This is a genomic window from Azonexus sp. MM2026_4 (genome assembly GCF_055901855.1).
Genome location: NZ_CM148380.1, coordinates 274,001 through 293,466 on the forward strand (window position 1 = coordinate 274,001; position 19,466 = coordinate 293,466).

The following is a 19,466-nucleotide window of genomic DNA, read 5'->3' on the forward strand; positions in this document are numbered from 1 at the left end:
TAGTGAGCGAAGCGACTCGAAAAAAGTGGGCTGCGATCTACGCAAATGAAAATTTCATTTGTGTCCGGACATGTTCGGGATTGCGCCGAACGGCAGGTGATCCAGCCGGACAATTGATCTTTCTGCCAGCGGAACCTGAATCGCAAGCGCTTGGACAAGCTCTCCTGGATGCGCTTTCGGAGAGTCGAACGCTGATGCCCGAGGAGATAGGTCAGTTCTTTGACGCTACTGCCATTGAGCGCAGGTATGAAGATTGGGTTTCTGGCCTGATGCAGAGATTCGGCTATGCAACACGGCGGGATCTGTTCAAAAAGATGAAGCTCTGTCAAGTTGAGAGTTCAGGAGGAACTGTGAGTATCCGGCCAACGTGCCACGAAAAATTAGAGGCATGGAGCGGTAAAGGGGTCGAGCAAGAAGATCACGTGTTGATCTCTGAGACGGCGTCAACGCATGATCTAGGCGAGAGCGTGCTACTTGCACTGAGTAGATGTCGCTAACCCTGGACGATAAGGGGAGTGAACAATAATAGGGGACAGACCCCGATTTTTGACTGAACTTGTTGCCTTGTTCCTTCCGGAAAGACTTTCATGCCACGCCGTTCGCGCCTGTTCTTGCCGGGAGTTCCCCAGCATCTGATTCAGCGCGGCAATAATCGTCAGGCCTGTTTTTTTGCCGACGAGGACTATCGTTCTTACCTGGCGTGGTTGGCCGAGTATGCCGACAAGACGGGGTGCTGTCTGCATGCCTATGTGTTGATGACCAACCATGTTCATCTGCTGGTTTCGGCGGATCGCGCGGGGGCGACGGGGGCGTTGATGAAGGCGCTGGGGCAGCGTTACGTGCAGTATGTGAATCGCGTCTATCGGCGCAGCGGGAGTTTGTGGGAGGGGCGTTTCCGCTCGTGCCCGGTTCAGGAAGAGGATTATCTGCTGGCCTGCCAGCGTTATATCGAACTGAATCCGGTACGGGCGGGGATGGTGGCGCATCCGGGCGACTATCCCTGGTCCAGCTATTGCGCCAATGCGCAGGGCGATGCGAACCCGCTGCTCCGGCCGCATCGGCTTTATCTTGCCCTGGGCGGCGAAGCATCGGCTCGCCAGGCGGCTTATCGCGAACTGTTCCGGTACGAACTGGAACCTGGATTGGTGGACCGGATTCGGCGGGCGAGCAACGGCAATTTCGTGCTCGGCAGCGAGCGTTTCGCGGCAGAGGTGGCGGCGGTGCTTGGCCGGCGGACCTTGCCGGGTAGACCGGGACGGCCGCGCCAGGAGACGATGCCGGCGTCCGGCGAACTGTTCGACGAGGGGTGAATGGAAGGCGCCCTCTGCCCCTGCGCCGCTTCCCGGCGCCTTTGTGCCGCCGCGCGCGCGGTTTGGGTTCGCGAATATCGGCGGTCTTGGCCGACGAGGTGTAGCGGTCCGCTGTTCAAACGATGATTTCTGCTTGTGCCATGTCCTATCGTCTTCGCTTGCTCACCACTGGCCTCTGTAACCTGCGGTGCGACTACTGTCATGTTTTTGCTGGCCCCCCAGGGAACCCCTCCGGGCGGATGCCTCCGGAAGTTGCTTGCGCAGCCATCGATGCCGCTCTCGCGGCGCTCGGACAAGCGTCCGGGGCCGGCCTGCAGGTCGAGTTCTACGGGGGCGAGCCGCTCACCAACTGGGAAACCCTGACCGCCGCCGTCGGGCATGCCGGGCGCGCGCCCGGCGCCGGGCGGCTTTCCTACATCCTCAATACCAATGCCACTCTGGCTCGCGCCGAGCATGCCAGGTTCTGCAGCGAGGCCGGCATCGATGTTCATGTCGGGATCGACGGGGCGGATGCGCTTGCCAACGGCAGCCGCTGCACGCAAACCGGCAAGGCGACCCTGCAAAGCGCCCGGCGCGGCATCGAGCGGTTTGCCGCTGCCGGTTGTCGCATGCAGTTCAATACTTGTCTGACCGCGGCCAACATCGACCGGCTGGGGGATCTTGTCGATCTGGCCTGTCAGTTCAATGTCGATCGCATCTATGTGGCCCGTCCCGACATTTCGAGCGGGACCAGTCTCGGCGGTAAGTCGTCCGCCGAGATCGCCCGGATACTGCTGGCGGCGCGGGCGCTGGGGCGGGCGCGAGGGGTCGAGCTTGGCGGGCCGTGGGCGCGTGCCATTCTGTCAACTGAAGCGTTTGCCCCGGTGCCGTGCCAGCCGCCTGATGCGGCGGGCGAACTGGCGCTGCCGCCCCTGATCGTTGATGCGGCGGGGGACGTCTTTTTGTCGCCTTATCCGGATTCCCGGCTGGGAAACGTCCGCTCGGACAAGCTGCGCAGCTTGCTGGGTTCGGCCGCTTGTCTGGCCTTGTGCGATGACTGGACGGCGAAATTGTCGTCTTGCCAGTCCTGTTCCCTGTATGCGAGTTGTGGCGGGTATCTGCGCGGCTTGGCGATGTACCACCAGGGGAACGATGGCGGATTCCAATACGGCTGCGCGCTTGCACTGAGCGTCCTGGATGCCTTGCCTTTGGCGCATGGCGGCGAGCGGGCTTTTTCGGACGGGGAACGCCTCGTCCTTTCCCGGCAGTTGCAGGTACAGACGCTTGACGGTCAGCGCCTGCTGAGGCACCGATTGCTTGGGCATTCGATCCCGGTCACCAGGGATGAACTGGCCTGGCTTCGCCAGTTCGCCTGGCCTGCGGACCAGTCTGTCTTGCCCGAGCCGAGCCCGTTGATGGCGCGCTATCTGGAACAATCCGTCTTGTTGCCGGAAGGCCGCGACGAGGAAAGGGAGTGGCTTCTGGCACGGGGGGCTGGCAGTCTGGCATTGCATGACAGCGGGCGCTTTTGCGTGTTTGCCCAGGCGTCGCGACGTGATGCCGGTATTGCCTTGGTGCGGGCGTTGCATGCCTGTTACGAGCGCTTGGGAGCCTATCCGCTTCCTTCGCCGACGCGGCCGGTCCTGGTTTATTTGGCGGAGCGGGAATCCGAACTCGCCGCATTCTGGGGGGCGGCGACGCTTCCCGCTTGGGTGAGGGTCTTCGTCGTTGCGAGGAGAATCGTTGTCGTGCGCTGGGAAGCTGCAGCGGCCTTGGCCAACGATGCCGATGCCTTGCCGGCCTTGTGTCACGAACTGGCGCATGTGTTTCTCGGCGAGAACCGCTTCCAGCTACCGCCCTGGCTTGAGGAAGGGGTTTGCGAATACCTGGCCAAAGGACCATGCCCCGCCGGGGGCGCCGAGGCGCGGGCGGTCATTGGTTTCTCCGCTCTGGACGCAAGCGGTGGCGCGCCACTCACCGATTTCGACGCTTCGCCGCCGGCCGATAATCCCTACTATCGGCAATCCTGGAGTTTTGTCAGCCATCTGGTCGAGCGCCATGGTGCGCAGGTTTTCTTCCGTTTTCTGCAGGGGACGGTTCTCGCCGATGACTATCGGGCCGTGTTTGCCGGGGCCTTCGGTGCCACGCTTGAGGTGCTGGAGCAGGAGTGGCTTGCCGCTTCGGGCTTCCGGCGAGTGGCCCCGCGCGTGACCGATCACCTCGGCGTGATCAGGAAAGGCGAGCGTTGCCTGCTGTTCAACCGGCGCCACGGCGGTGCCGTGCGCACCGATTCCGCCGTTGCCGACCTGCTGGGGCGTTTTGCCGCCGGCGCCGACGATGCGGCCAGTTTCGGCGACTCGGCGTTGGTGCAATTGCCGGCCACGTTGCTTGAACGCTTGTTTTCGGAGCGGATACTGGTGGCAGAGGCCGACGCCGAAACGGCGGTACCCGAGCCGCCTTCGCCTGGTAGCGTGGCCAATCTTCGCTTGAACATCACTGAACAGTGCAACATGAGGTGCACGTACTGCTACGTCGATCACGCTGCCGCAAAATCGGCATCGATGGATGAGGCTACCGCGCTCCGGGCTATCGAGCAGTTTCTGGATCTGGCGCAGCGCGAACGGCGAGATGAAGTTTGCATCCGGTTTTTCGGGGGGGAGCCGCTACTCAATTGGACGGTCATCGAGCGTGCCCTGGCTTTCATCGACCGGCACGCGACGGGGATCGCAGTGCGCAAACTGCTCAACACCAATGCGCTGAATTTGCGCCCGGAGGTCATTCGCGTGCTGGCGGCAGCCGGTGTTGAAGTCATCGTCAGTGTGGATGGCGTCGGAGCGACGCACGATCTCAATCGGCGTTTGAAAAACGGGAAGGGAACTTTCGAGCGGGTGGCATCGGGGATCGAGGGGTTACTGGCCGGGGGATGCCCGGTTTCGATCGGATTGACGCTCACTGAATCGAACATCGGGCAACTGCGTGCGGTCGTGGACTGGGTGGCTAAACTGCAGGAGCGATTCTCCGCCGAGATTGGTCTCGGGGTGCACGGGCTGTCGATGCTCGATTTGTCGGCGCAGTCTGCCCTGTCCGACGAGGAAAAGGTCGAATATCTGGTGGATGCGGTGCGCTACGGCGAAACAATGGGGGTCGACCTTTCGCCAAGCAAGGTCTTGCATGCCTGGAATTCATTGCTGGGGCGCACCCGGCGCAATGCCTATTGCGCCGCGGTTGGCGACGAGTTGACCGTCAATCCGCAGGGCGACGTTTCGCCATGCAGCGCATTGCGTCTGAACTACGGGCATGGCCATGACCTGGGCGCGGCGCTACGCAGCGACGCATTCAAGCTGATGGCGTCGCGTGTCAGCGGGCGTATACCGGAATGCCATGGTTGTGAAATCGAAGCCTATTGCGCCGGCGGTTGCGCGGCGGATGCCCATGCGCGAACTGGATCGTTGTTTCGCCACGACCGCGATTGCGAGTTGAAGCGCTTGCTGTTTCGCAGAATGGTTCTCGAGTTTGCGTTGTAGATTGGCTGGTTTTATTATGCGGATTGCAATTCATGCCATTTGGCGGATTTTGACGGCTTAACCATCGAAAGGATAGATAAATGAAAAAACTGGATATCGGCACTGAAGTTATGCAACCTGCTGCGGAAGTGAAGCACGCTAGTGGTGATAAACCGCGAAGCAGCATGAAGAAGAATCCGGGCAAGGTATCGCAAGCGGAACTCGCCCGTGCGCTCGATGGAAACAGCGCGGTCAAATCAGCGAGCATCCGTTTGTGTGGTCCTTGCGGTTGATTTTTGGTCAGTGTTTGCCAGTCGCATTCGGCATTTTCTGAGTAATTGCCGGAAGCGATGCGGTAAATGGATTGTGGCGACGCAGATGCAGTGGCTTTAGATTGTCGTCAATGACGTCTGCGTTCGCGAAAAGGCTGTCGAGCATCACTGGATAGATGTCGGGATGCAGGTGAGGATTGCAGTTCATCTCGAGAAACCAGACGTTTCCCGCATCGTCCACCATGGCGTCAGCCGAGAATACGGTGTTCTTGCGGATGGGCTCCGGGATGGCGAGTTCCAGTAGCGGCCCGGCCAGGGCAATCTGATCGCCGATGATCGGGTCTAGCGTTGCCAGCGTGTTGGTGTTGTGCAGGGCGATGTCGAACAACGCCGAACCGTAGCGATAGTCGACGCGCACGCGCTCAAGAGGGAGCGGAACGTCTTCCAGGGTATGTCCCATGAACTCGACCATCGCCTGCACAATTGCTTCGTTGACCGGTCGTGGCGTAATTCTCGGTTTGTCGGCGACCAGTTCGCGGATCGTTCGTCTCCCATCTCCCCGGACACATGCCGGCTCGTAAAGCTCCACTGCCACGGGCCGACCGTTCCAGTACTGCGCTTTGAGTATTCTGCCGTTGATGAACTGTTCGTAAAACTCCCCTTCGCCAAGCTGCGTAATTGCCGGATCCGCTGAATCCAGGCGGTAGGGACCGCGAATGCCCTCGCTGAACGACGATACGTCACGCTTGATGAGCACTTCCTGGAGTTCACCGTTGCGCAGGTGGGATATCGCGGTGGTTCTGAGGCCAAGCTCAGATGCAAATTTCTTGAAGGCAAGCTTGCTGCGCGCAACATCCCATTGCTTGTTGAAATAGGGGAGCCAGCCGAAAAAGCCGGTTGCCGATGGGGTCAGTTCGAACCAGATGATCGGCTTGTTGTCTTGCCCAAGAGCCCGGAATTGCGGCTGGAAATCGAAAGTCCGATTGCCGCATTGAACACGCAGGACGCCATCCGGCATCGTCACCGAAGCCGTTGCCTGGTGTTCGCTCACCCAAGCCTGTACGTGTTTGAAATGATGAAGTAGGTTGGTTTGGTAAAAAGGCAGCATGGGAAGATCGCGGCTATTCGTTCATGGAAAGCGGAAGCTTGATAAACACTGGAGGCCTTGGTGCCTTGTCATTCCGCTGGCGGAGGCTTGTCGTGGATGGCTGCCGTCAGCAGGTCGGAGACGCCCGGATCGTTTTCAAGGGTTTGCTGAACTTCGGAAACCAGTTCGGCAAACCTCGGGTCGTTCAGGACGGCACTACCGAATTGCCAGGTCAGCGCGCCTTCGACGAGAAGCCGCAAGGCTTTCTTTCGGCGCGCCGGGTCGTCGGGGTCGAGGCGCCGGATGTCGTCGGAGATTCGACGGCGCAGGGTGTCAACGCCGGGGCGGCCGATGGAGCTGCTTTCCGTTCCATTTTGCTGCACTGGAACCCGGGCTTCCGCTTTGCCGGCAAGCTCGGCGGCGACGCGTTTGCGCAACAGTTCGGCGAGGCCGTTGAGGGGGTTGATCGGGTCCATGTTTTCGTCTTCGCGTCAGTTCGGCTGGTCGTTGTTCTGGTAGGCGTTGAGCCAGACATGCCCGCTTGCTTCGGGCGGCTCCGCGGTGTCGTCGGCACTGTCGTCGGGGATGCGCGCCAGGAGGTTTTCCATGTCGCGGTTGAGATCGGGGCTGAAATCGTTGGCGCTCAGTCCGGATTGGATCAGGCTGCGGGCTTCGCTGTTGCGGTCGGCGGCCAGGGCTTGCAGGCCGTCGCGGAAGAGGCGCAAGGCGTGTCCGGCGGGAAGGGCGTCTAGGCCGCGCCAGGTGTCGGTTGCTGCGTCCACCTTGGCCTGGGTCAGTTGCAGCAGGCCGAGCTGGAAACACGCCGTGTACAGTGTCGGATCGACTTCGATGGCGCGCGACATTTCGGCTTCCGCACGATCCATCAGTCCGATCTGCGCGTATTCGGCGCCCAGCATGTAGGCAATCCGGGCGTCGTCCGGATAGTGTCCGCCACCTTCCTTCAGGTAGCCGAGCGCTGCGCCGTGATCGCCGCGGCGGACAGCTTCGATGGCCAGGTGGAGGTATTCGTCGCGGTCGAAAACAGTGTTGTTTGTGGGCATGGCGCGTCCTTTCTTAAAGCGTTCGGGTCAATAGTCGGTGCGTAATTGGCGCAGTTCGTCGTAGTGTTCGCGCATGCGTTGCAGGGCGCGATGGTGGATCTGCGATATGCGTCCTTTGCTGACTCCCATCCTGGTAGCGATTTCTTCAAAGCGTACATGCTGATAGTAATGGTGGCGAATCACGCTTTGTTCCTGAGGCGGGAGTGTATCGACGAGACCGTCGAGGGTGCGGGACAGATCCTGTAGTTCGCGGCTGCGGTAGATATTGTGCTCGTAGGAACCCTCGCTGGCCTGGTACATGCTCGAGTCTTCCAACATGTAGCCGATCGCCGTGCCGATAGCCAGTTCGACGAGGCGCAGGAAGGGGTCCGCTTCGACGGCGGTCACTTCGGTGAGCAGTTCCCGGAAACGTTCCTCGCGGATGCGCGTGCGGGCGGCAATTTGCTGCTGCTTTTCGCAGTATTTCTCGATGCCGCTCAGGACTGCACCCCGGATGCGATGGCTGGCGTAGGTGGGGAAACTGGCGCCCCGTTCCGGGTCGTAGCGATCGATGGCTTCGAGCAGGCCGAGCAGCGCGTATTGGTGGAAGTCGTCGAATTCGATGTCCGCGATCTGCCGGGCGGCGAAGAGTTTTGCCGCGTGGATGCGCGCCAGTTCGGCGTGGCGTGCGATCAGTGCCGCGCGATCAGTTGCCGCACGCTCCTTGACGAAGCGGCGCCAGAGTGCCGGTTCGTCAAGGAGCGCCATATCCATTTCCGAGCTGCTCAATGGAAGCTGCTCATCAGCGAGCGAACCACCAGATTCCAGCCGTCGATCAGGATGAACATCAGGATCTTCAACGGCAGCGAAATCATTACCGGCGGCACCATCATCATGCCGAGCGAGGTCAGGATGCTGGCGATGATGAGGTCGATGAGCAGGAAGGGAAGAAAGATCATGAAACCGATCTGGAAAGCGGTCCGCAGTTCGCTCAGCATGAAGGCCGGGATGAGCTGGAGGGCGGTGATGTCGTCCATGGTCTCCGGTTGGCTGGCGCCGGAAAGCTCGACCATCAGCGCCAGGTCGGGTTCACGCGTCTGCCGCACCATGAATTCGCGGACTGGTTTGAAACCTTCCTGAAGCGCGGCTTCCGGCGACAGACGATTTTGCTGGAAGGGTTGCCAGGCTTTCTGGTCGACCTGCGACCAGACCGGCATCATGGAAAACAGCGTGAGAAACAGCGCGATGCTGATCAACGCGGCGTTCGGTGGCGTGTCCTGCATCCCCATTGCGTGGCGCAGCATGGAGAGAACGATGATGATGCGCAGGAAGGACGTTGTGGCGATCAGGATCGCCGGAATCAGGCTCAAGGCGGTGAGCAGGATGAGAATGCGGATCGCCGTGGAGATTTCCCCAGGTTTTCCGGTGACGGGGCGCAATGCATCGGAAAACTCGCGGATGCTTGGGTCGCCGGCGGCAAGGCTGAGCGGGGAAACGACGAGCAGGAATAGAAACACCGGTATGAGTGCCAGTGTCGAGCGCCGCCACCAGGGTTTTGAGCGCGCCTCAGGCATCTGTCGTCTCCGGGGTTCCGGCATTCGGGAGTGGCGTCGCCTGTGGGTCGAGGCGAACGAGGTGGTCGCCACATTGGGCGAGCAGCAGTTCGCGGCTGTCGTACTGGACCAGATAGAGGGTACAGCGCGGATTCAAGCGGGTACGCTCGATGATCCGCAAGCGGTTGCCGCCGGGGGCGATCCCGGCGAGTCGCGGGACGCGCTTGCGCAGCGCATAAAGGCCGATCCCGGTGGCGAGGAGCAACAGGAAAAGGACGGCGGTGGCACGCATTCCTTGTTCCTCGATCGGTGTGGTGTCGATCTTGTAGGGGATCGGCTGGGGCGAGGGGGACGGCCGGATGCCTTCCTCGGCGTTGACCAGCGCCGCGTTGAAGCACAGCGCCCCCACGAGCAGCAGGCGTCGGGCGATGCCTTTCATTCCGTCGGCGCCGGATTGAGTGGCAGCACGTCGGAGATACGGATTCCGAAGCTGTCGCCCATCACCACCAGGTTGCCTTGGGCGACGATGCGTCCGTCGAGGCGAACGGCAAGCGGGGCGTCCTTCAACTGGTCCAGATTGAGCACGGAGCCTGCTTGCAGCGAGAAGAGTTCGCCGATGGAGAGTTCCGCGGTGCCGGCGATGACTTCGATCTTGACCCTGACGCCGGAAATGATCGCCAGGTTGCCGTCCAGCAGTTTGGGACCGGTTGCCTGCTGCTGGGGCAATTCCTGCAAATTGACGATCTGCGCCGAGGGGGAGGCGGTGGTTTGATGGTGTGTGTTTTCTTGCATGGACTAGCTCGCTTTTCCGATAACTTGTAATGCCTTGCGGCCGTTGCGGGTGCCAAGGTGGGCCTTGAGCAGGGGCTGGCCATCGACGGTTTTGACCGTGAGTGGCTCGCGAAACGGCGATTTGAGCCGGATGACGTCGCCGACGCTGATATTCGCAAGCTCGGCCAGACTGAGTTCAGCTTCTCCGAGCAGCAGTTCGATCCGGGTTTTTGCCGAGCCGATGGCATTGGTTCGCGGCAGGAGTTCTGGCGTTGCCAACGGTGGGGCGGATGGCCGAGCGGAAATGCCGGCAACGACGGAAGGTCCAAGGACGAATTCCTGCTGCGGAAGATCACCGCCCAGAGATCCCGAAACGGCACCCGAGCCGTAGCCGGTACGCCACTCCGTCAGCGATCCACTGGCAACCGTGAGGCCCGCATCGCCCAGGCCGGCGGCGAGCAGTAAGCGGGCCGCCAGATCGTGCAGGCAGTCGTCGATCAGCATTCGGAGCAGCGGCGTGGGCTTGGCAATCGAGCCAAGCGGTGCATCGAGCAGGAGTTGCGCGTATTCCCGACATGGCTGATCGTCGAGTTTCCAGGCGACCCAGGCGTTTGCATCGATGCTGGTAATCATCCATGTGCCTGATGGGGCTGCTTGTGGGCCGCAGTCGGCGGTGAGTGCGATTGCCGTCGATGGTGCGGTGGCGAACCAGTCGGCCGCCCAGGCCTGGGTGGCTTCCTGCGTCGCTTTTCGCAATGCGGCGCGCTCGGTATCGCCGATAAGCCGGAACGGCAGCGCCATGCTCATCGACGCCCCCGGATTTCGCCCAGTTGCTGGATCATTTCATTGGCTGTGGTGATGACCTGCGACGATGCCTGATATCCGCGTTGCAGGAGAATCAGTTCGCTGAACTCCTTGGCCAGATCGACGTTAGAGAGTTCGATGCCGCCGGTCTGGAGTTTGCCCATGCCGTTCGTTCCCGGTTGGCCGAGGATGCGCGAAGTTTCTCCATAGACGGTGTAGCGGTTGCCGCCCTGACTCTGCAGGGCGGCGAGATTGTCGAACCAGGCAAGCGCCAGCCGGTCGTCCTTGAGCGTCTGGCCGTTGGAGTAGCTGAGGACGAGTTTGCCTTCGCTGTCGAGGGCGATACCGGTGAGGAAGCCCGCGGCATAACCATCTTGTTTGGCAACTTTCAGCGTCGAAGCGGCTGCCGAAAAATACGTCGAATCCGAGAAATCGAGGGTCAGTTGAGTCGGCTGCGCTCCGCTTCCCGGAGCGTATGAAAAGCTGTGCTTTTCCGATCCGGCGATTGGCGAACCGTCGCCGCTGTATTTGATTTCTCCGCTGCTCAGGGTATTGCCGTTTTCCTTCAGTTCGAACGCCCAGCGGCCTGGTGTGTTTGCCGAGTCGTTGGTCAGCTTGAGGATCAGCGTATGCTCGACGCCAAGGCTGTCGAATACCGTGATGTTCTGGACATCGAAGGTGCTTGAGGTGGTCGACAGGGTGTTGGCGAAGTTCAGCAACTGGGTGGCTTTCGGCGGATTGCTCCGCTTGCCGGCAACTGAGATGTCGGCAAGGGCATTACCTTGCAGCCCGGCGACGCGCGCGCCATCGGTGCTAGCAATCAGGAATCCGTCTTCGTCGATTTCGAACTGCCCCGCTCGCGTGTAATAAATCTCGCCATCCTTGCGGAGAACGAAAAAGCCGTTGCCGTCGATGGCCGCGTTCAGATCGTTCCCGTTCTGGCGGAATTCGCCGTCGGAGAAGTCGAGCACTGTTGCGCCGGTTTCTACGCCGCTTCCCCGGGAGGACATCGTTCCGGAATACTGGTGACGATAGAAGAGATCGAGAAACTCCAGTTGCGATCCCTTGAATCCCGGCGTGTTCAGGTTGGCCACGTTGTTGCTGATGTTGCTGAGGCCTTCGGAGAAACTGGTCAGGCCGGTGGTGCCGATGTAAATTGAATCGAGCATGAGAGGCTCCTAGCGCACAAGCGAAATTTGAGAAAGCCGGACCCCGGTCAGGATTTCGCCGCTGGCAGTCGTTACCGTGAGGTTCGGTTGTCCGTCGGCGAAGGTAAGCGTGGAGACGGTGCCGATCAGCGCGCCGTTCTCGGTTTCCACCTGTACGCTTTTGCCGATCAGTCCGACAGACTGGCTTGCCGACTGAATGGTCAACAGCGTATCGATCCGGTCGTTCAATTGAGAGGTCTGCGCAAGTGCCGAGAACTGGGCCATCTGCGCTAGGAACTGCTGGTTGTCCATTGGCTTGAGTGGGTCCTGGAACCGGAGTTGCGTCAGCAGGATGCGCAGGAACTGTTCCTGCCCCAGGCTGGATTGCTGCAGGTCGACCGTTTGCGTCGAGCTGCTTGTTCCCCCACCGATTACATCGACGGCCATGTCTGTTCCTCCTTGGAAATGGTGTTCTCCGGCTTGCCGGAGAGAAGCGGATATAAGGGTTTTCCATTCAGCGAAACGCGCACGAGGCTGCTGCCCATTTCCGCCATGGAAGCTCGCAGGTCGGCGAGCAGGCCGACCAGCCCCGAACGGGTCATGGTGCTGTCGCGAATCCAGAGCTCCAGGCCCGGGCCGGATTGCAGCACGGAAATGTTTCTGGCCAGCCAGTTCCTGGGCTGCATTTCGCTCGCTTGTTGGCGTGCCGTCTGGATCGGGAAATCGTTCTTGCCGTTACCGTCCTGCGATTTTCTCGATAGAGGGGCGAAGCCGGCGACCGAGACTTCGGGGTTGGCTGAGCGTCCCCTTGCGCCCTGGGTGTTCGCATTCGGGGGGGGTGTCTGGCTCTCGTTTTCAGCCTTGCAGTACGAAGTTCTCGGATTCCCGGTGTGCCTGCTATTTTCCGGTGTGTCGTCGCCTCCGGACATTCCCTGGGTAGGGGCGTCACGTTCGCCGGTGTCTGCCTCGATGCCGGAACGATCCGGTGTCGCGAATGTCTTTGCCTCGCGCAAGGCATCGCGCCACCCGGCCGCTTCGAGTGTTTTCAGCCAGCGTTGCTTCACGCCATGATCGGAGCCGCGGAGCGCTGTCGAATCCGACGTGAGGGCGGTTTGGGTCGAAGCATGAACACTAGGCATGGGTGCTTCTCCGGTGCATGTTGTTGGTCAGTTCCAGATCGTCGGCACGCTTGTATTCGAGCCGCTGGTTTTCCGAGTGGATCCGGTCCAGACGACGCTCCGCCAGACGTTCCAGGCTGCGGATTTCGGTGAAGGCGGCTTCGAGACAGCGTTGCGCTTGATCTCTTTGCTTGATCGCTTGCTCAAGTGCGGTCTGTTGCTTCTCCCTGCTGTTCTGCAAAAGCGTCAGGTAACGTCGCCGTTCGATCATTGCCAGAGCGTCTAGCGTTCGCCGGACAGCCTCGGCACGTCGGGCCTCGTCGAGGAAATCGATCTCGGCTTCGCGAGCGGCTTGGAAGCGCTTGCGTTCGCCATCGACAATCTTTTCGAGGCGAACAAGATCCTGCCGGTAACGATCCAGCTCTTCTCGCTTGATTGCGGTGAGGCGCGCAATCGTGTTCACGTCGGTTAACCGGTTCATGGCTTGTGGCGCGGAGGGGCAAGCAGTTTTTGCAGTTGCAGGAATGCGTCGTCGCGCAAGGGATTTTCTTCTGGCCCCTGGGCCAGGAACTTCTCGAGGGCGGGATAGACGGCGATCGCGTCGTCGACCTCGGGGTTGGAGCCTGCACGATAGGCTCCGATGTCGATCATGTCGCGATACCGTTCGCGCACACTGAGGAGTCGAAGCGCTTGACGAACGGATTCGCGCTGCGGCCTGGTCCATAGATCGCTGGCTAGACGGCTGACGCTCTTGAGCAGGTCGATTGCCGGATAGTGGCCTTGGTTGGCCAGGTCGCGCGAAAGAACGATGTGCCCATCAAGGATGGCGCGCATGTGATCCGACACGGGTTCGTGGAGATCGTCTCCTTCGACCAGAACCGTATAGATGCCGGTAATCGAGCCGCTGTTTTCGAAACTGCCCGCACGCTCCAGCAGGCGCGGCAAGGCCGCGAAGGCGGAGGGGGTGTAGCCTCTGGCGGTTGCCGGTTCGCCGACGGAAAGGCCGATTTCGCGATGGGCCATGGCGAAGCGGGTTACCGAGTCCATTATCAGGAGGACATCCCGGCGCTGAGCGCAGAAATATTCGGCGATCGCCGTTGCCGTGTGCGCAGCCAGTTCACGGACCAGCGCCGGTTGGTCGGATGTCGCTACGACCACGACCGAGCGCGCGAGCCCGGCCGGCCCCAGTGTCTTGGTCAGGAAATCGCCGACTTCTCGCCCACGTTCGCCAATCAGTGCAATCACATTGATATCGCAACGGGATTCTCTCGCGATCATGCCGAGCAACGTGCTTTTCCCGACGCCACTGCCCGAGAATATGCCAATCCGCTGTCCTTTTCCGACCGGGAGGAAGGTGTCGATCGCGCGCAAGCCGGTTTCGAAAACCTCGGTAATCTTTCGGCGGGAGAGCGGATTGCGGTGCTGGCCGCGTAAGGCTATCTGTTCATGCGACTGCTCGAACGGCTGCGAATCGAGCGGGCGCCCGAACGGGTCGATGACTCGTCCGAGAAGGGATGGGCTGACAGCGATCGAAACCGAATGGCCGGTGCCGATCACTTCGCCATCCAGACCGATGCCGCGGGTTTCGCCGAATGGCATCAGCAGGACGGTGCGATCCCGCAAACCGACAACTTCCGCCATGCAATTGGCGGGGTGCTTGCCCCGTCCGACAATGCGGCAAAGTTCGCCGACGAACACATTCGGCCCGGATGATTCGACGATCAGACTCGAGACCTTGGTCACGCGGCCCATGGCACAGCAAAAGTCGCGCTCCTGGAGTGCGGACAGGTAGTTGTTCCAGAGGCGCGCTCGACTATTTTCCCTTGAGTGCATCTTTCAGGCTCTGCGCGAATGTCCGGAACTGGGTTTCGATGCGGCCATCGATACTTCCTGCCTTGAGTGTCAGGATGCAGCCACCCAGTTCGATGCGATCGTCGGGTTCAAGCGATAGCGCGGAGAGCAGCGCTGCCGATGGACCGAGCGGATTGGCTTCGGCGTCGTTGTTGAGTTGCTGATACTCCCTGGGCGAAACGAGTACTGAAATAATCTCGCCCTCGCTGCTTCTGGACAGGACTTGGCGAACGACGGCGGCGCAAGCTTCAGGGCTTGCCATGGTCTTGCCGACGATCTTGCATACGGCTTCGAACACGATGCTGGCGATCACCGCCTCGGACTCGTTCAACAGATCGACGACGGAATGTTTGCCCGATTCGACAAGGGTTGCGAGAGTGCGGATTGCTTCTGCATATTCGAGCTTGCCGGCTTCTTGTCCTTCGCTCAAACCTCTGGCGTATCCTTCGGCAACCGCTTTCGCTTCGGCTTCCTCTAGCGAGGCCTGTCTTGCCTGGAGCAACTCTTTCAGTTTCCTGTCGTTGGCCTCTGCCAGACTTTTCGCAATCTCGGCAATATCAGGTGCAGGACTACTTGTCTCTTGCCGGTGGGGAACAGGCCTTGGACTGGCGTGCTGAGTCGATGCGCTTGTGCTGGGTTGCTGCGGCGCCCGGGCAGGATGGAGGGACGGCAAGTCAAGATTAACGGCCTGACTATCGATCTGTGGCGATTTGATCAGCGCTTCCACGGCAGCCACCTCAAAATGCCTCGAACTGTCGATGTTGTTGCGGGGGCAGGCGTTCTGAAGCTTCGGGGGCCAGGTGTGGCCTCGTTGAATTTCCGAGGGTTGGATTCGAATCGCCGGACAAGCGCAGCAATGAGGGCTTGTTGAACGCGCGGGGTAGGCCGGGACCGAGGCTCGCCAAAATGTGGCGGAGGAGAATTGCGGTTGGCGGCTAACGTCGATTCGCTTGACCAAGTCCATTGATGAATGTTTTCAATGCAGTTCCGCAGTGCCCGAGGTTCTTCCTTCAACGTCCCGAGAATCCAGTTTGCGGGCACCGTGTCGAGGAAAGCGATATTCCTGTGGAAGGTGTCCGCTTGGCTTTTCGTTCCCGGAACGTTGTCGGCGAGCGATTCAAGCATCGCCTGATCAATGCAGAAGCCCAGGCTGTCCAGCTCTTTAAGCATTGGTTCGAGTCTGGCGCGTGTATCGTCGTCCAGTTGAGACAGAATCCAGGTGCGATCCGACGCATCCAAGGCATGCAGGCGCAAGGCGAAGCGACGTGAAATTTCGATTTTTGCAGACATCGTCAGGTTTTTTCCGTGGCTGCCCAAAGGGAAATTTCTTGTAGCAGTTGCTCGCGTTGTGCCGCAGAAAGTTTCGGCTTGGTTTCGCTTGCTTTACGTTGCTTCCGCGACGAGAGGCCGATGAATCCGAGGATGAGGATGAGCAGCATCCCGAGGACGATGGCAGCAAGGGTTGCCGGAGGGGGAAGCTGCAGGCCATGGCCGGTCGATGGGTCAGACCCGGTTGTCTTGTTGATGTCTTCGAACCCGGATGGCAGCGGATCGTCTTCCGGGGTTTCAGCGGGGCTATGGTTGTAAACCACAATTGCATCACCGCGGGCGGCATTGACGCCAACTGCCATGGCGATGACTTCCTTGAGTTTGGCGAGTTCAACCGGATCGGAAATGTCCGGTACCATCACGCCGACACTCAACCTGCGGAGACTGCCTGGCTGGGAAACGACCTGCTCGACGCGTCGGCCATTGATGAACTCGACTTCGGAGGATGTTGAGGTCGGTTGGCCACCTTGCATGCCTTCTCCTTTGGGGCCGCCACCAGTCATCAGTAGTTCGCTGAACGAATCGCCTCCCTGAGCCGATTCGCGGCGGCGGGTGATGGCACCGACGTTTTGTCCCGAAGTATTCGGCAGGGGCAGGACATCTTCCTTGGTGACCTTGATCTGATCGTAGTTCAACGATGCATCGATGCTGACAATGGATCTCCCGGGGCCGATAGCACGGTCCAGGATAGCGATCACTTTGCGCGTGAGATATTCCTCAATCTGACGCTTCGTATCGAGTTTTCCGGAGACGCTGCCGTTGCCGTCCTCGTCGGTCGCCAGTTTGGATACGGCGATACCGTGCTGGTCAACGATGGTTACCGCGGACGAATCGATTTCCGGTACCGAGGCTGCCACGAGGCGCTGAATGCCTGATATCTGTTCAGGTGTCAGTTGGTGGCCTGCTTTCATGAACAGGCTGATCGAAGCTTTGGGCTTGGTGTTCTGTCGTTTGAACAGGGCGGATTCCGGTAGCACCAGATGAACGCGCGCAGCCTTGACTTCGTCGAAGCCCATGATCGTCCGCGCCAGTTCGCCTTGCAGTGCTCTCTGAAAATTTACCTTCTGCGCGAAATCAGTCATCCCGAAATCGGCGTTGTTGAAGATTTCAAAGCCAACTCCACCATGAAGATCGAGACTCTTGCCCATCAATTTGAGTCGTGTCTTGTAGACAAGATCGCGTTCTACCAGAATGGCTGACCCATCCTCGGCAAGGCGATAGGGAACCTTCATGCGATCAAGTTCCGCCAGCATTGCTGAAGCGTCTTGAGCGTTGAGATCGGCGAACAGCACTTGATAATCCTCTCTCAGTACCCAGATTGAGCCGAGAGCCAGGGTCACCAGTATGATGACCAGACCGGATATCAGGCCGGCTCTGGCGAGCGAGGAAAGTTGATCCCATTTTTGTTTTAGCATTTCGTACACTGGTCAAATCTCATGACTGTTCATGCGGGTTTCAGATTTGCATCCGCAGTAGTTCTTGATAGGCCTCCAGTGCCTTGTTACGCACTTGAGTCAGAAGCTGGAACGATAGACGGGCATCTTCTAGAGTCAGCATCAAATGGTGAATGTTGCTTTGCTTTCCAGCCGCAAATTCCTGCAAGCTGGTTTCGCTCGCGGTCAATTTGGAATTGACCGATTCGATTTCGGCCTGAATGCGTTGAGAAAATGGCGGCGGGGCAAGGCTCGCGGTAAGGTTCGCGTCGGAGGTCAAGGCCGCCTGGCTCACGAAGTCGATGTTCATGAATTTCCTCCGATTTCCAGTGCCTTGGTTGCCATGGCTTTCGCCGCATTCATGGCGATGAGATTCGCTTCGTAGGAGCGGACCGCGGTCATCAGATTGACCATCTCCACCGTTGAGTCCACACCGGGATAGGCCACGAACCCATGCTGATTGGCATCGGGATGGCCCGGTTCGTAAGCGACGCGCGGGGCGACGTTGCTTTGCTGGATATTGACCAAGCGTACCCCCGGAATGGTGCGGGCGGCGTTGGCGAATGTTCCGGAAAAAGGGGTAACCGTCCCGAAGCCGGATATCACGCGCAACGGCTTGAACGGCCCCCCGTCGGCGGTACGGGTGGTATGCACGTTGGCGAGATTGATGGCTGAGGCGTCAAGTCGCGCCCGCTCCACATCCATTCCAGAGGCACTGATCGATGCTGCGTACGAGAAATCCATCAGCGTCTCCCCTCATTGATGGCGGTCGCTATGGTCGATGAGTATTTATTCAAGCCTTTGATGAGTGCTTCGTATTGGAGAACATTACGGTTTAGCTGAACCATTTCGTTTTCCACGGTATTCCTGCGCAACAGCTCGGTGACCTGTGGTTCGAAAGAAACCAGGGGAGGGGGGGGATTTGGGGATGATGTCGTCGATGACTCGTTCTTTATCTCGGCGAGCATGCCTGCCAACTGGTTTTCGAAACTGACGCGCATTGGTCGGTACCCGGGTGAATTGGCGTTTGCGATATTCGTGGCAATTGCAGAATGTCGCATCGACAGTCCGTCGAGCGCGTACCCGACAGCTAGTCCGGTGATACCTGTCAAACTCGAGTGCATTGCTTTCTCCCGTTTCCGAGTGCTTACTGGATGATCAGATCGGCGTGAAGTGCGCCGGCGGCTTTGATGCCTTGAAGAATGGCGATGATGTCCCGAGTGTTGGCCTTGGCGCGATTCAGTGACCTCACGAGATTGGCAACGGTGTTTTGCCCGGGAAACTCGACTATCCCCCCCGGGTCTTCGTCCACATTGATGCGGGTATAGGGAACGACTTCGGTCCGGATGCCAAGACCCGGACGGCCTAGAGACAGAGGTTGCGAAACGGCGTAGTCAGTGACGATGGAGACCTTGAGGTCGCCATGGGCGATCGTGACTTTGGAGATCTTGACGTCGCCGCCCGCAACGATGGTCCCAGTTCGTTCGTTAATGATGACACGTGCATGATTGTCGGGGACGACTTCGATGTTCTCCAATGCCGAAAGGAAACCGGCAGGCCCAGATTTCTCGACTTCGGGGATACGTATACGTACTGCGCCGGAACTTCCTACGGCGGCCAGGTTGTCCTTGAATCGTGCGTTGATGGCGAGTGCAATGCGCTGGGCCGTGGTGTAGTCCGGGGAGGAGAGCACGAAATCAAAGCTGCCGTCAGGGCGAATCAGCGAGGAAGCGATTTCGGCTTCAATCTGGGCGCCTCCTGGAATGTTTCCGACCGTCGGGTGGTTTTTCTGCGCGACATTTCCGTTTTGATCGTAGCGGTAGCCACCGATCGAAACAGGGCCTTGCGCCAGCGCATATATCTGGCCATCCGGGCCTTTCAGCGGAGAAAGCAATAGAGTCCCGCCTACCAGACTTCTTGCGTCCCCGAGGGAGGTTACGACGACATCGACGCGGTCGCCGGGGCGCGTTACCGGTGGAAGCGAGGCAATGATGCTGACAATGGCTACATTGCGGCTGTTGATTTGTTCGGAGGCGATAGCTATGTCGAAATTTGACATCAGGTTAGCGATTGACTGCCGGGTAGCCTTGCTACGTGCCGAGTCGCCAGTGCCGGCCAAGCCCGTGACCACCCCCAGGCCGACCAGGTAATTCTCCCGCCAGCCGTCAATTCTGCCGAGGTCTTTCAGGCGTACAGATTCTGCCGCGCTTGTGGAGCACAAGAAAAGGCAGGCGAGTGTGAGCAGGATTTTCGTCATGTCATGGGTGG

Annotated in this window: 23 protein-coding genes; 4 read left to right on the forward strand and 19 right to left on the reverse strand. The window is 59.7% G+C overall.

Annotated elements, in window-relative coordinates; translation table 11 throughout:
- Window positions 1–2 precede the first annotated feature (2 nt).
- From AC0KWY_RS01190 to AC0KWY_RS01205, 4 genes are all read left to right on the forward strand, one after another.
- Entirely contained in the window at window positions 3–497 is a 495-nt protein-coding gene (locus AC0KWY_RS01190) for a contact-dependent growth inhibition system immunity protein (protein WP_474027833.1), read from the forward strand.
- 90 nt (window positions 498–587) lie between these two features.
- Window positions 588–1,310 carry a transposase gene (locus AC0KWY_RS01195; protein WP_474027834.1) on the forward strand — a complete coding sequence of 241 codons (723 nt, stop codon included), beginning with the start codon at window positions 588–590 and terminating at the stop codon, window positions 1,308–1,310.
- Between the two features lie 140 nt (window positions 1,311–1,450).
- A complete protein-coding gene (locus AC0KWY_RS01200; RefSeq protein WP_474027835.1) occupies window positions 1,451–4,813 on the forward strand; it encodes a radical SAM protein in 3,363 nt (1,120 codons plus the stop codon).
- Between the two features lie 80 nt (window positions 4,814–4,893).
- Complete coding sequence (locus tag AC0KWY_RS01205) at window positions 4,894–5,085, forward strand: hypothetical protein (protein ID WP_474027836.1); 192 nt, start codon at window positions 4,894–4,896, stop codon at window positions 5,083–5,085.
- Between the two features lie 7 nt (window positions 5,086–5,092).
- On the opposite strand, the gene AC0KWY_RS01210 is transcribed toward AC0KWY_RS01205, so the two are convergent.
- The 19 genes from AC0KWY_RS01210 to AC0KWY_RS01300 form a co-directional block, all read right to left on the reverse strand.
- Window positions 5,093–6,172 (reverse strand): hypothetical protein, encoded by a 1,080-nt coding sequence (locus AC0KWY_RS01210; protein WP_474027837.1) that lies wholly within the window; start codon window positions 6,170–6,172, stop codon window positions 5,093–5,095.
- A 68-nt stretch (window positions 6,173–6,240) separates the two neighbouring features.
- Window positions 6,241–6,627 carry a hypothetical protein gene (locus AC0KWY_RS01215; RefSeq protein WP_474027838.1) on the reverse strand — a complete coding sequence of 129 codons (387 nt, stop codon included), beginning with the start codon at window positions 6,625–6,627 and terminating at the stop codon, window positions 6,241–6,243.
- 15 nt (window positions 6,628–6,642) lie between these two features.
- A complete protein-coding gene (locus AC0KWY_RS01220; protein WP_474027839.1) occupies window positions 6,643–7,212 on the reverse strand; it encodes a tetratricopeptide repeat protein in 570 nt (189 codons plus the stop codon).
- Between the two features lie 27 nt (window positions 7,213–7,239).
- Entirely contained in the window at window positions 7,240–7,959 is a 720-nt protein-coding gene (locus tag AC0KWY_RS01225; RefSeq protein ID WP_474027840.1) for a sigma-70 family RNA polymerase sigma factor, read from the reverse strand.
- 17 nt (window positions 7,960–7,976) lie between these two features.
- Complete coding sequence (gene fliP, locus AC0KWY_RS01230; protein WP_474027841.1) at window positions 7,977–8,765, reverse strand: flagellar type III secretion system pore protein FliP; 789 nt, start codon at window positions 8,763–8,765, stop codon at window positions 7,977–7,979.
- Complete coding sequence (locus tag AC0KWY_RS01235; RefSeq protein ID WP_474027842.1) at window positions 8,758–9,183, reverse strand: flagellar biosynthetic protein FliO; 426 nt, start codon at window positions 9,181–9,183, stop codon at window positions 8,758–8,760. The genes fliP and AC0KWY_RS01235 overlap by 8 nt, the downstream gene beginning before the upstream one ends.
- A complete protein-coding gene (locus AC0KWY_RS01240; RefSeq protein ID WP_474027843.1) occupies window positions 9,180–9,536 on the reverse strand; it encodes a FliM/FliN family flagellar motor switch protein in 357 nt (118 codons plus the stop codon). Before AC0KWY_RS01240 ends, AC0KWY_RS01235 begins: the two co-directional genes overlap by 4 nt.
- Before the next feature lie 3 nt (window positions 9,537–9,539).
- Complete coding sequence (locus tag AC0KWY_RS01245) at window positions 9,540–10,322, reverse strand: FliM/FliN family flagellar motor switch protein (RefSeq protein ID WP_474027844.1); 783 nt, start codon at window positions 10,320–10,322, stop codon at window positions 9,540–9,542.
- The gene (locus AC0KWY_RS01250; protein ID WP_474027845.1) at window positions 10,319–11,488 is read right to left on the reverse strand and encodes a flagellar hook protein FlgE; all 1,170 of its coding nucleotides are present in this window, start codon (window positions 11,486–11,488) and stop codon (window positions 10,319–10,321) included. The genes AC0KWY_RS01245 and AC0KWY_RS01250 overlap by 4 nt, the downstream gene beginning before the upstream one ends.
- A gap of 9 nt (window positions 11,489–11,497) precedes the next feature.
- Window positions 11,498–11,914, reverse strand: coding sequence for a flagellar hook assembly protein FlgD (locus AC0KWY_RS01255; protein WP_474027846.1), 417 nt, complete (start codon window positions 11,912–11,914; stop codon window positions 11,498–11,500).
- The gene (locus AC0KWY_RS01260) at window positions 11,899–12,531 is read right to left on the reverse strand and encodes a hypothetical protein (RefSeq protein WP_474027847.1); all 633 of its coding nucleotides are present in this window, start codon (window positions 12,529–12,531) and stop codon (window positions 11,899–11,901) included. Before AC0KWY_RS01260 ends, AC0KWY_RS01255 begins: the two co-directional genes overlap by 16 nt.
- A 67-nt stretch (window positions 12,532–12,598) precedes the next feature.
- A complete protein-coding gene (locus AC0KWY_RS01265; protein WP_474027848.1) occupies window positions 12,599–13,048 on the reverse strand; it encodes a hypothetical protein in 450 nt (149 codons plus the stop codon).
- Window positions 13,049–13,062: 14 nt separating this feature from the next.
- Window positions 13,063–14,337, reverse strand: coding sequence for a FliI/YscN family ATPase (locus AC0KWY_RS01270; RefSeq protein WP_474027849.1), 1,275 nt, complete (start codon window positions 14,335–14,337; stop codon window positions 13,063–13,065).
- Between the two features lie 61 nt (window positions 14,338–14,398).
- Window positions 14,399–15,163: a FliH/SctL family protein gene (locus tag AC0KWY_RS01275; protein WP_474027850.1), complete on the reverse strand. Its 765-nt coding sequence runs from the start codon at window positions 15,161–15,163 to the stop codon at window positions 14,399–14,401.
- Window positions 15,151–15,726, reverse strand: a complete 576-nt coding sequence (locus AC0KWY_RS01280) for a hypothetical protein (RefSeq protein ID WP_474027851.1) — start codon at window positions 15,724–15,726, stop codon at window positions 15,151–15,153. Before AC0KWY_RS01280 ends, AC0KWY_RS01275 begins: the two co-directional genes overlap by 13 nt.
- 2 nt (window positions 15,727–15,728) lie before the next feature.
- The gene (fliF, locus tag AC0KWY_RS01285) at window positions 15,729–17,180 is read right to left on the reverse strand and encodes a flagellar basal-body MS-ring/collar protein FliF (protein WP_474027852.1); all 1,452 of its coding nucleotides are present in this window, start codon (window positions 17,178–17,180) and stop codon (window positions 15,729–15,731) included.
- A 40-nt stretch (window positions 17,181–17,220) separates the two neighbouring features.
- Entirely contained in the window at window positions 17,221–17,508 is a 288-nt protein-coding gene (gene fliE, locus AC0KWY_RS01290; RefSeq protein ID WP_474027853.1) for a flagellar hook-basal body complex protein FliE, read from the reverse strand.
- Window positions 17,505–17,942: a flagellar basal body rod protein FlgC gene (gene flgC, locus AC0KWY_RS01295; protein WP_474027854.1), complete on the reverse strand. Its 438-nt coding sequence runs from the start codon at window positions 17,940–17,942 to the stop codon at window positions 17,505–17,507. The genes fliE and flgC overlap by 4 nt, the downstream gene beginning before the upstream one ends.
- A 403-nt stretch (window positions 17,943–18,345) precedes the next feature.
- A complete protein-coding gene (locus tag AC0KWY_RS01300; RefSeq protein WP_474027855.1) occupies window positions 18,346–19,455 on the reverse strand; it encodes a flagellar basal body P-ring protein FlgI in 1,110 nt (369 codons plus the stop codon).
- Between the last annotated feature and the right edge of the window lie 11 nt (window positions 19,456–19,466).

Excerpts from the sequence above, each read along its gene's own strand:
- AC0KWY_RS01210 (WP_474027837.1), bottom strand. The coding sequence starts at position 6,172 with ATGCTGCCTTTTTACCAAACCAACCTACTTCATCATTTCAAACACGTA.
- AC0KWY_RS01205 (WP_474027836.1), top strand. The coding sequence starts at position 4,894 with ATGAAAAAACTGGATATCGGCACTGAAGTTATGCAACCTGCTGCGGAA.
- AC0KWY_RS01220 (WP_474027839.1), bottom strand. The coding sequence starts at position 7,212 with ATGCCCACAAACAACACTGTTTTCGACCGCGACGAATACCTCCACCTG.
- AC0KWY_RS01225 (WP_474027840.1), bottom strand. The coding sequence starts at position 7,959 with ATGGCGCTCCTTGACGAACCGGCACTCTGGCGCCGCTTCGTCAAGGAG.
- fliE (WP_474027853.1), bottom strand. The coding sequence starts at position 17,508 with ATGAACATCGACTTCGTGAGCCAGGCGGCCTTGACCTCCGACGCGAAC.
- AC0KWY_RS01240 (WP_474027843.1), bottom strand. The coding sequence starts at position 9,536 with ATGCAAGAAAACACACACCATCAAACCACCGCCTCCCCCTCGGCGCAG.
- AC0KWY_RS01215 (WP_474027838.1), bottom strand. The coding sequence starts at position 6,627 with ATGGACCCGATCAACCCCCTCAACGGCCTCGCCGAACTGTTGCGCAAA.
- AC0KWY_RS01250 (WP_474027845.1), bottom strand. The coding sequence starts at position 11,488 with ATGCTCGATTCAATTTACATCGGCACCACCGGCCTGACCAGTTTCTCC.
- fliP (WP_474027841.1), bottom strand. The coding sequence starts at position 8,765 with ATGCCTGAGGCGCGCTCAAAACCCTGGTGGCGGCGCTCGACACTGGCA.
- fliF (WP_474027852.1), bottom strand. The coding sequence starts at position 17,180 with ATGCTAAAACAAAAATGGGATCAACTTTCCTCGCTCGCCAGAGCCGGC.
- AC0KWY_RS01200 (WP_474027835.1), top strand. The coding sequence starts at position 1,451 with ATGTCCTATCGTCTTCGCTTGCTCACCACTGGCCTCTGTAACCTGCGG.
- flgC (WP_474027854.1), bottom strand. The coding sequence starts at position 17,942 with ATGGATTTCTCGTACGCAGCATCGATCAGTGCCTCTGGAATGGATGTG.
- AC0KWY_RS01195 (WP_474027834.1), top strand. The coding sequence starts at position 588 with ATGCCACGCCGTTCGCGCCTGTTCTTGCCGGGAGTTCCCCAGCATCTG.
- AC0KWY_RS01270 (WP_474027849.1), bottom strand. The coding sequence starts at position 14,337 with ATGGGCCGCGTGACCAAGGTCTCGAGTCTGATCGTCGAATCATCCGGG.
- AC0KWY_RS01235 (WP_474027842.1), bottom strand. The coding sequence starts at position 9,183 with ATGAAAGGCATCGCCCGACGCCTGCTGCTCGTGGGGGCGCTGTGCTTC.
- AC0KWY_RS01300 (WP_474027855.1), bottom strand. The coding sequence starts at position 19,455 with ATGACGAAAATCCTGCTCACACTCGCCTGCCTTTTCTTGTGCTCCACA.
- AC0KWY_RS01245 (WP_474027844.1), bottom strand. The coding sequence starts at position 10,322 with ATGAGCATGGCGCTGCCGTTCCGGCTTATCGGCGATACCGAGCGCGCC.
- AC0KWY_RS01255 (WP_474027846.1), bottom strand. The coding sequence starts at position 11,914 with ATGGCCGTCGATGTAATCGGTGGGGGAACAAGCAGCTCGACGCAAACG.
- AC0KWY_RS01280 (WP_474027851.1), bottom strand. The coding sequence starts at position 15,726 with ATGTCTGCAAAAATCGAAATTTCACGTCGCTTCGCCTTGCGCCTGCAT.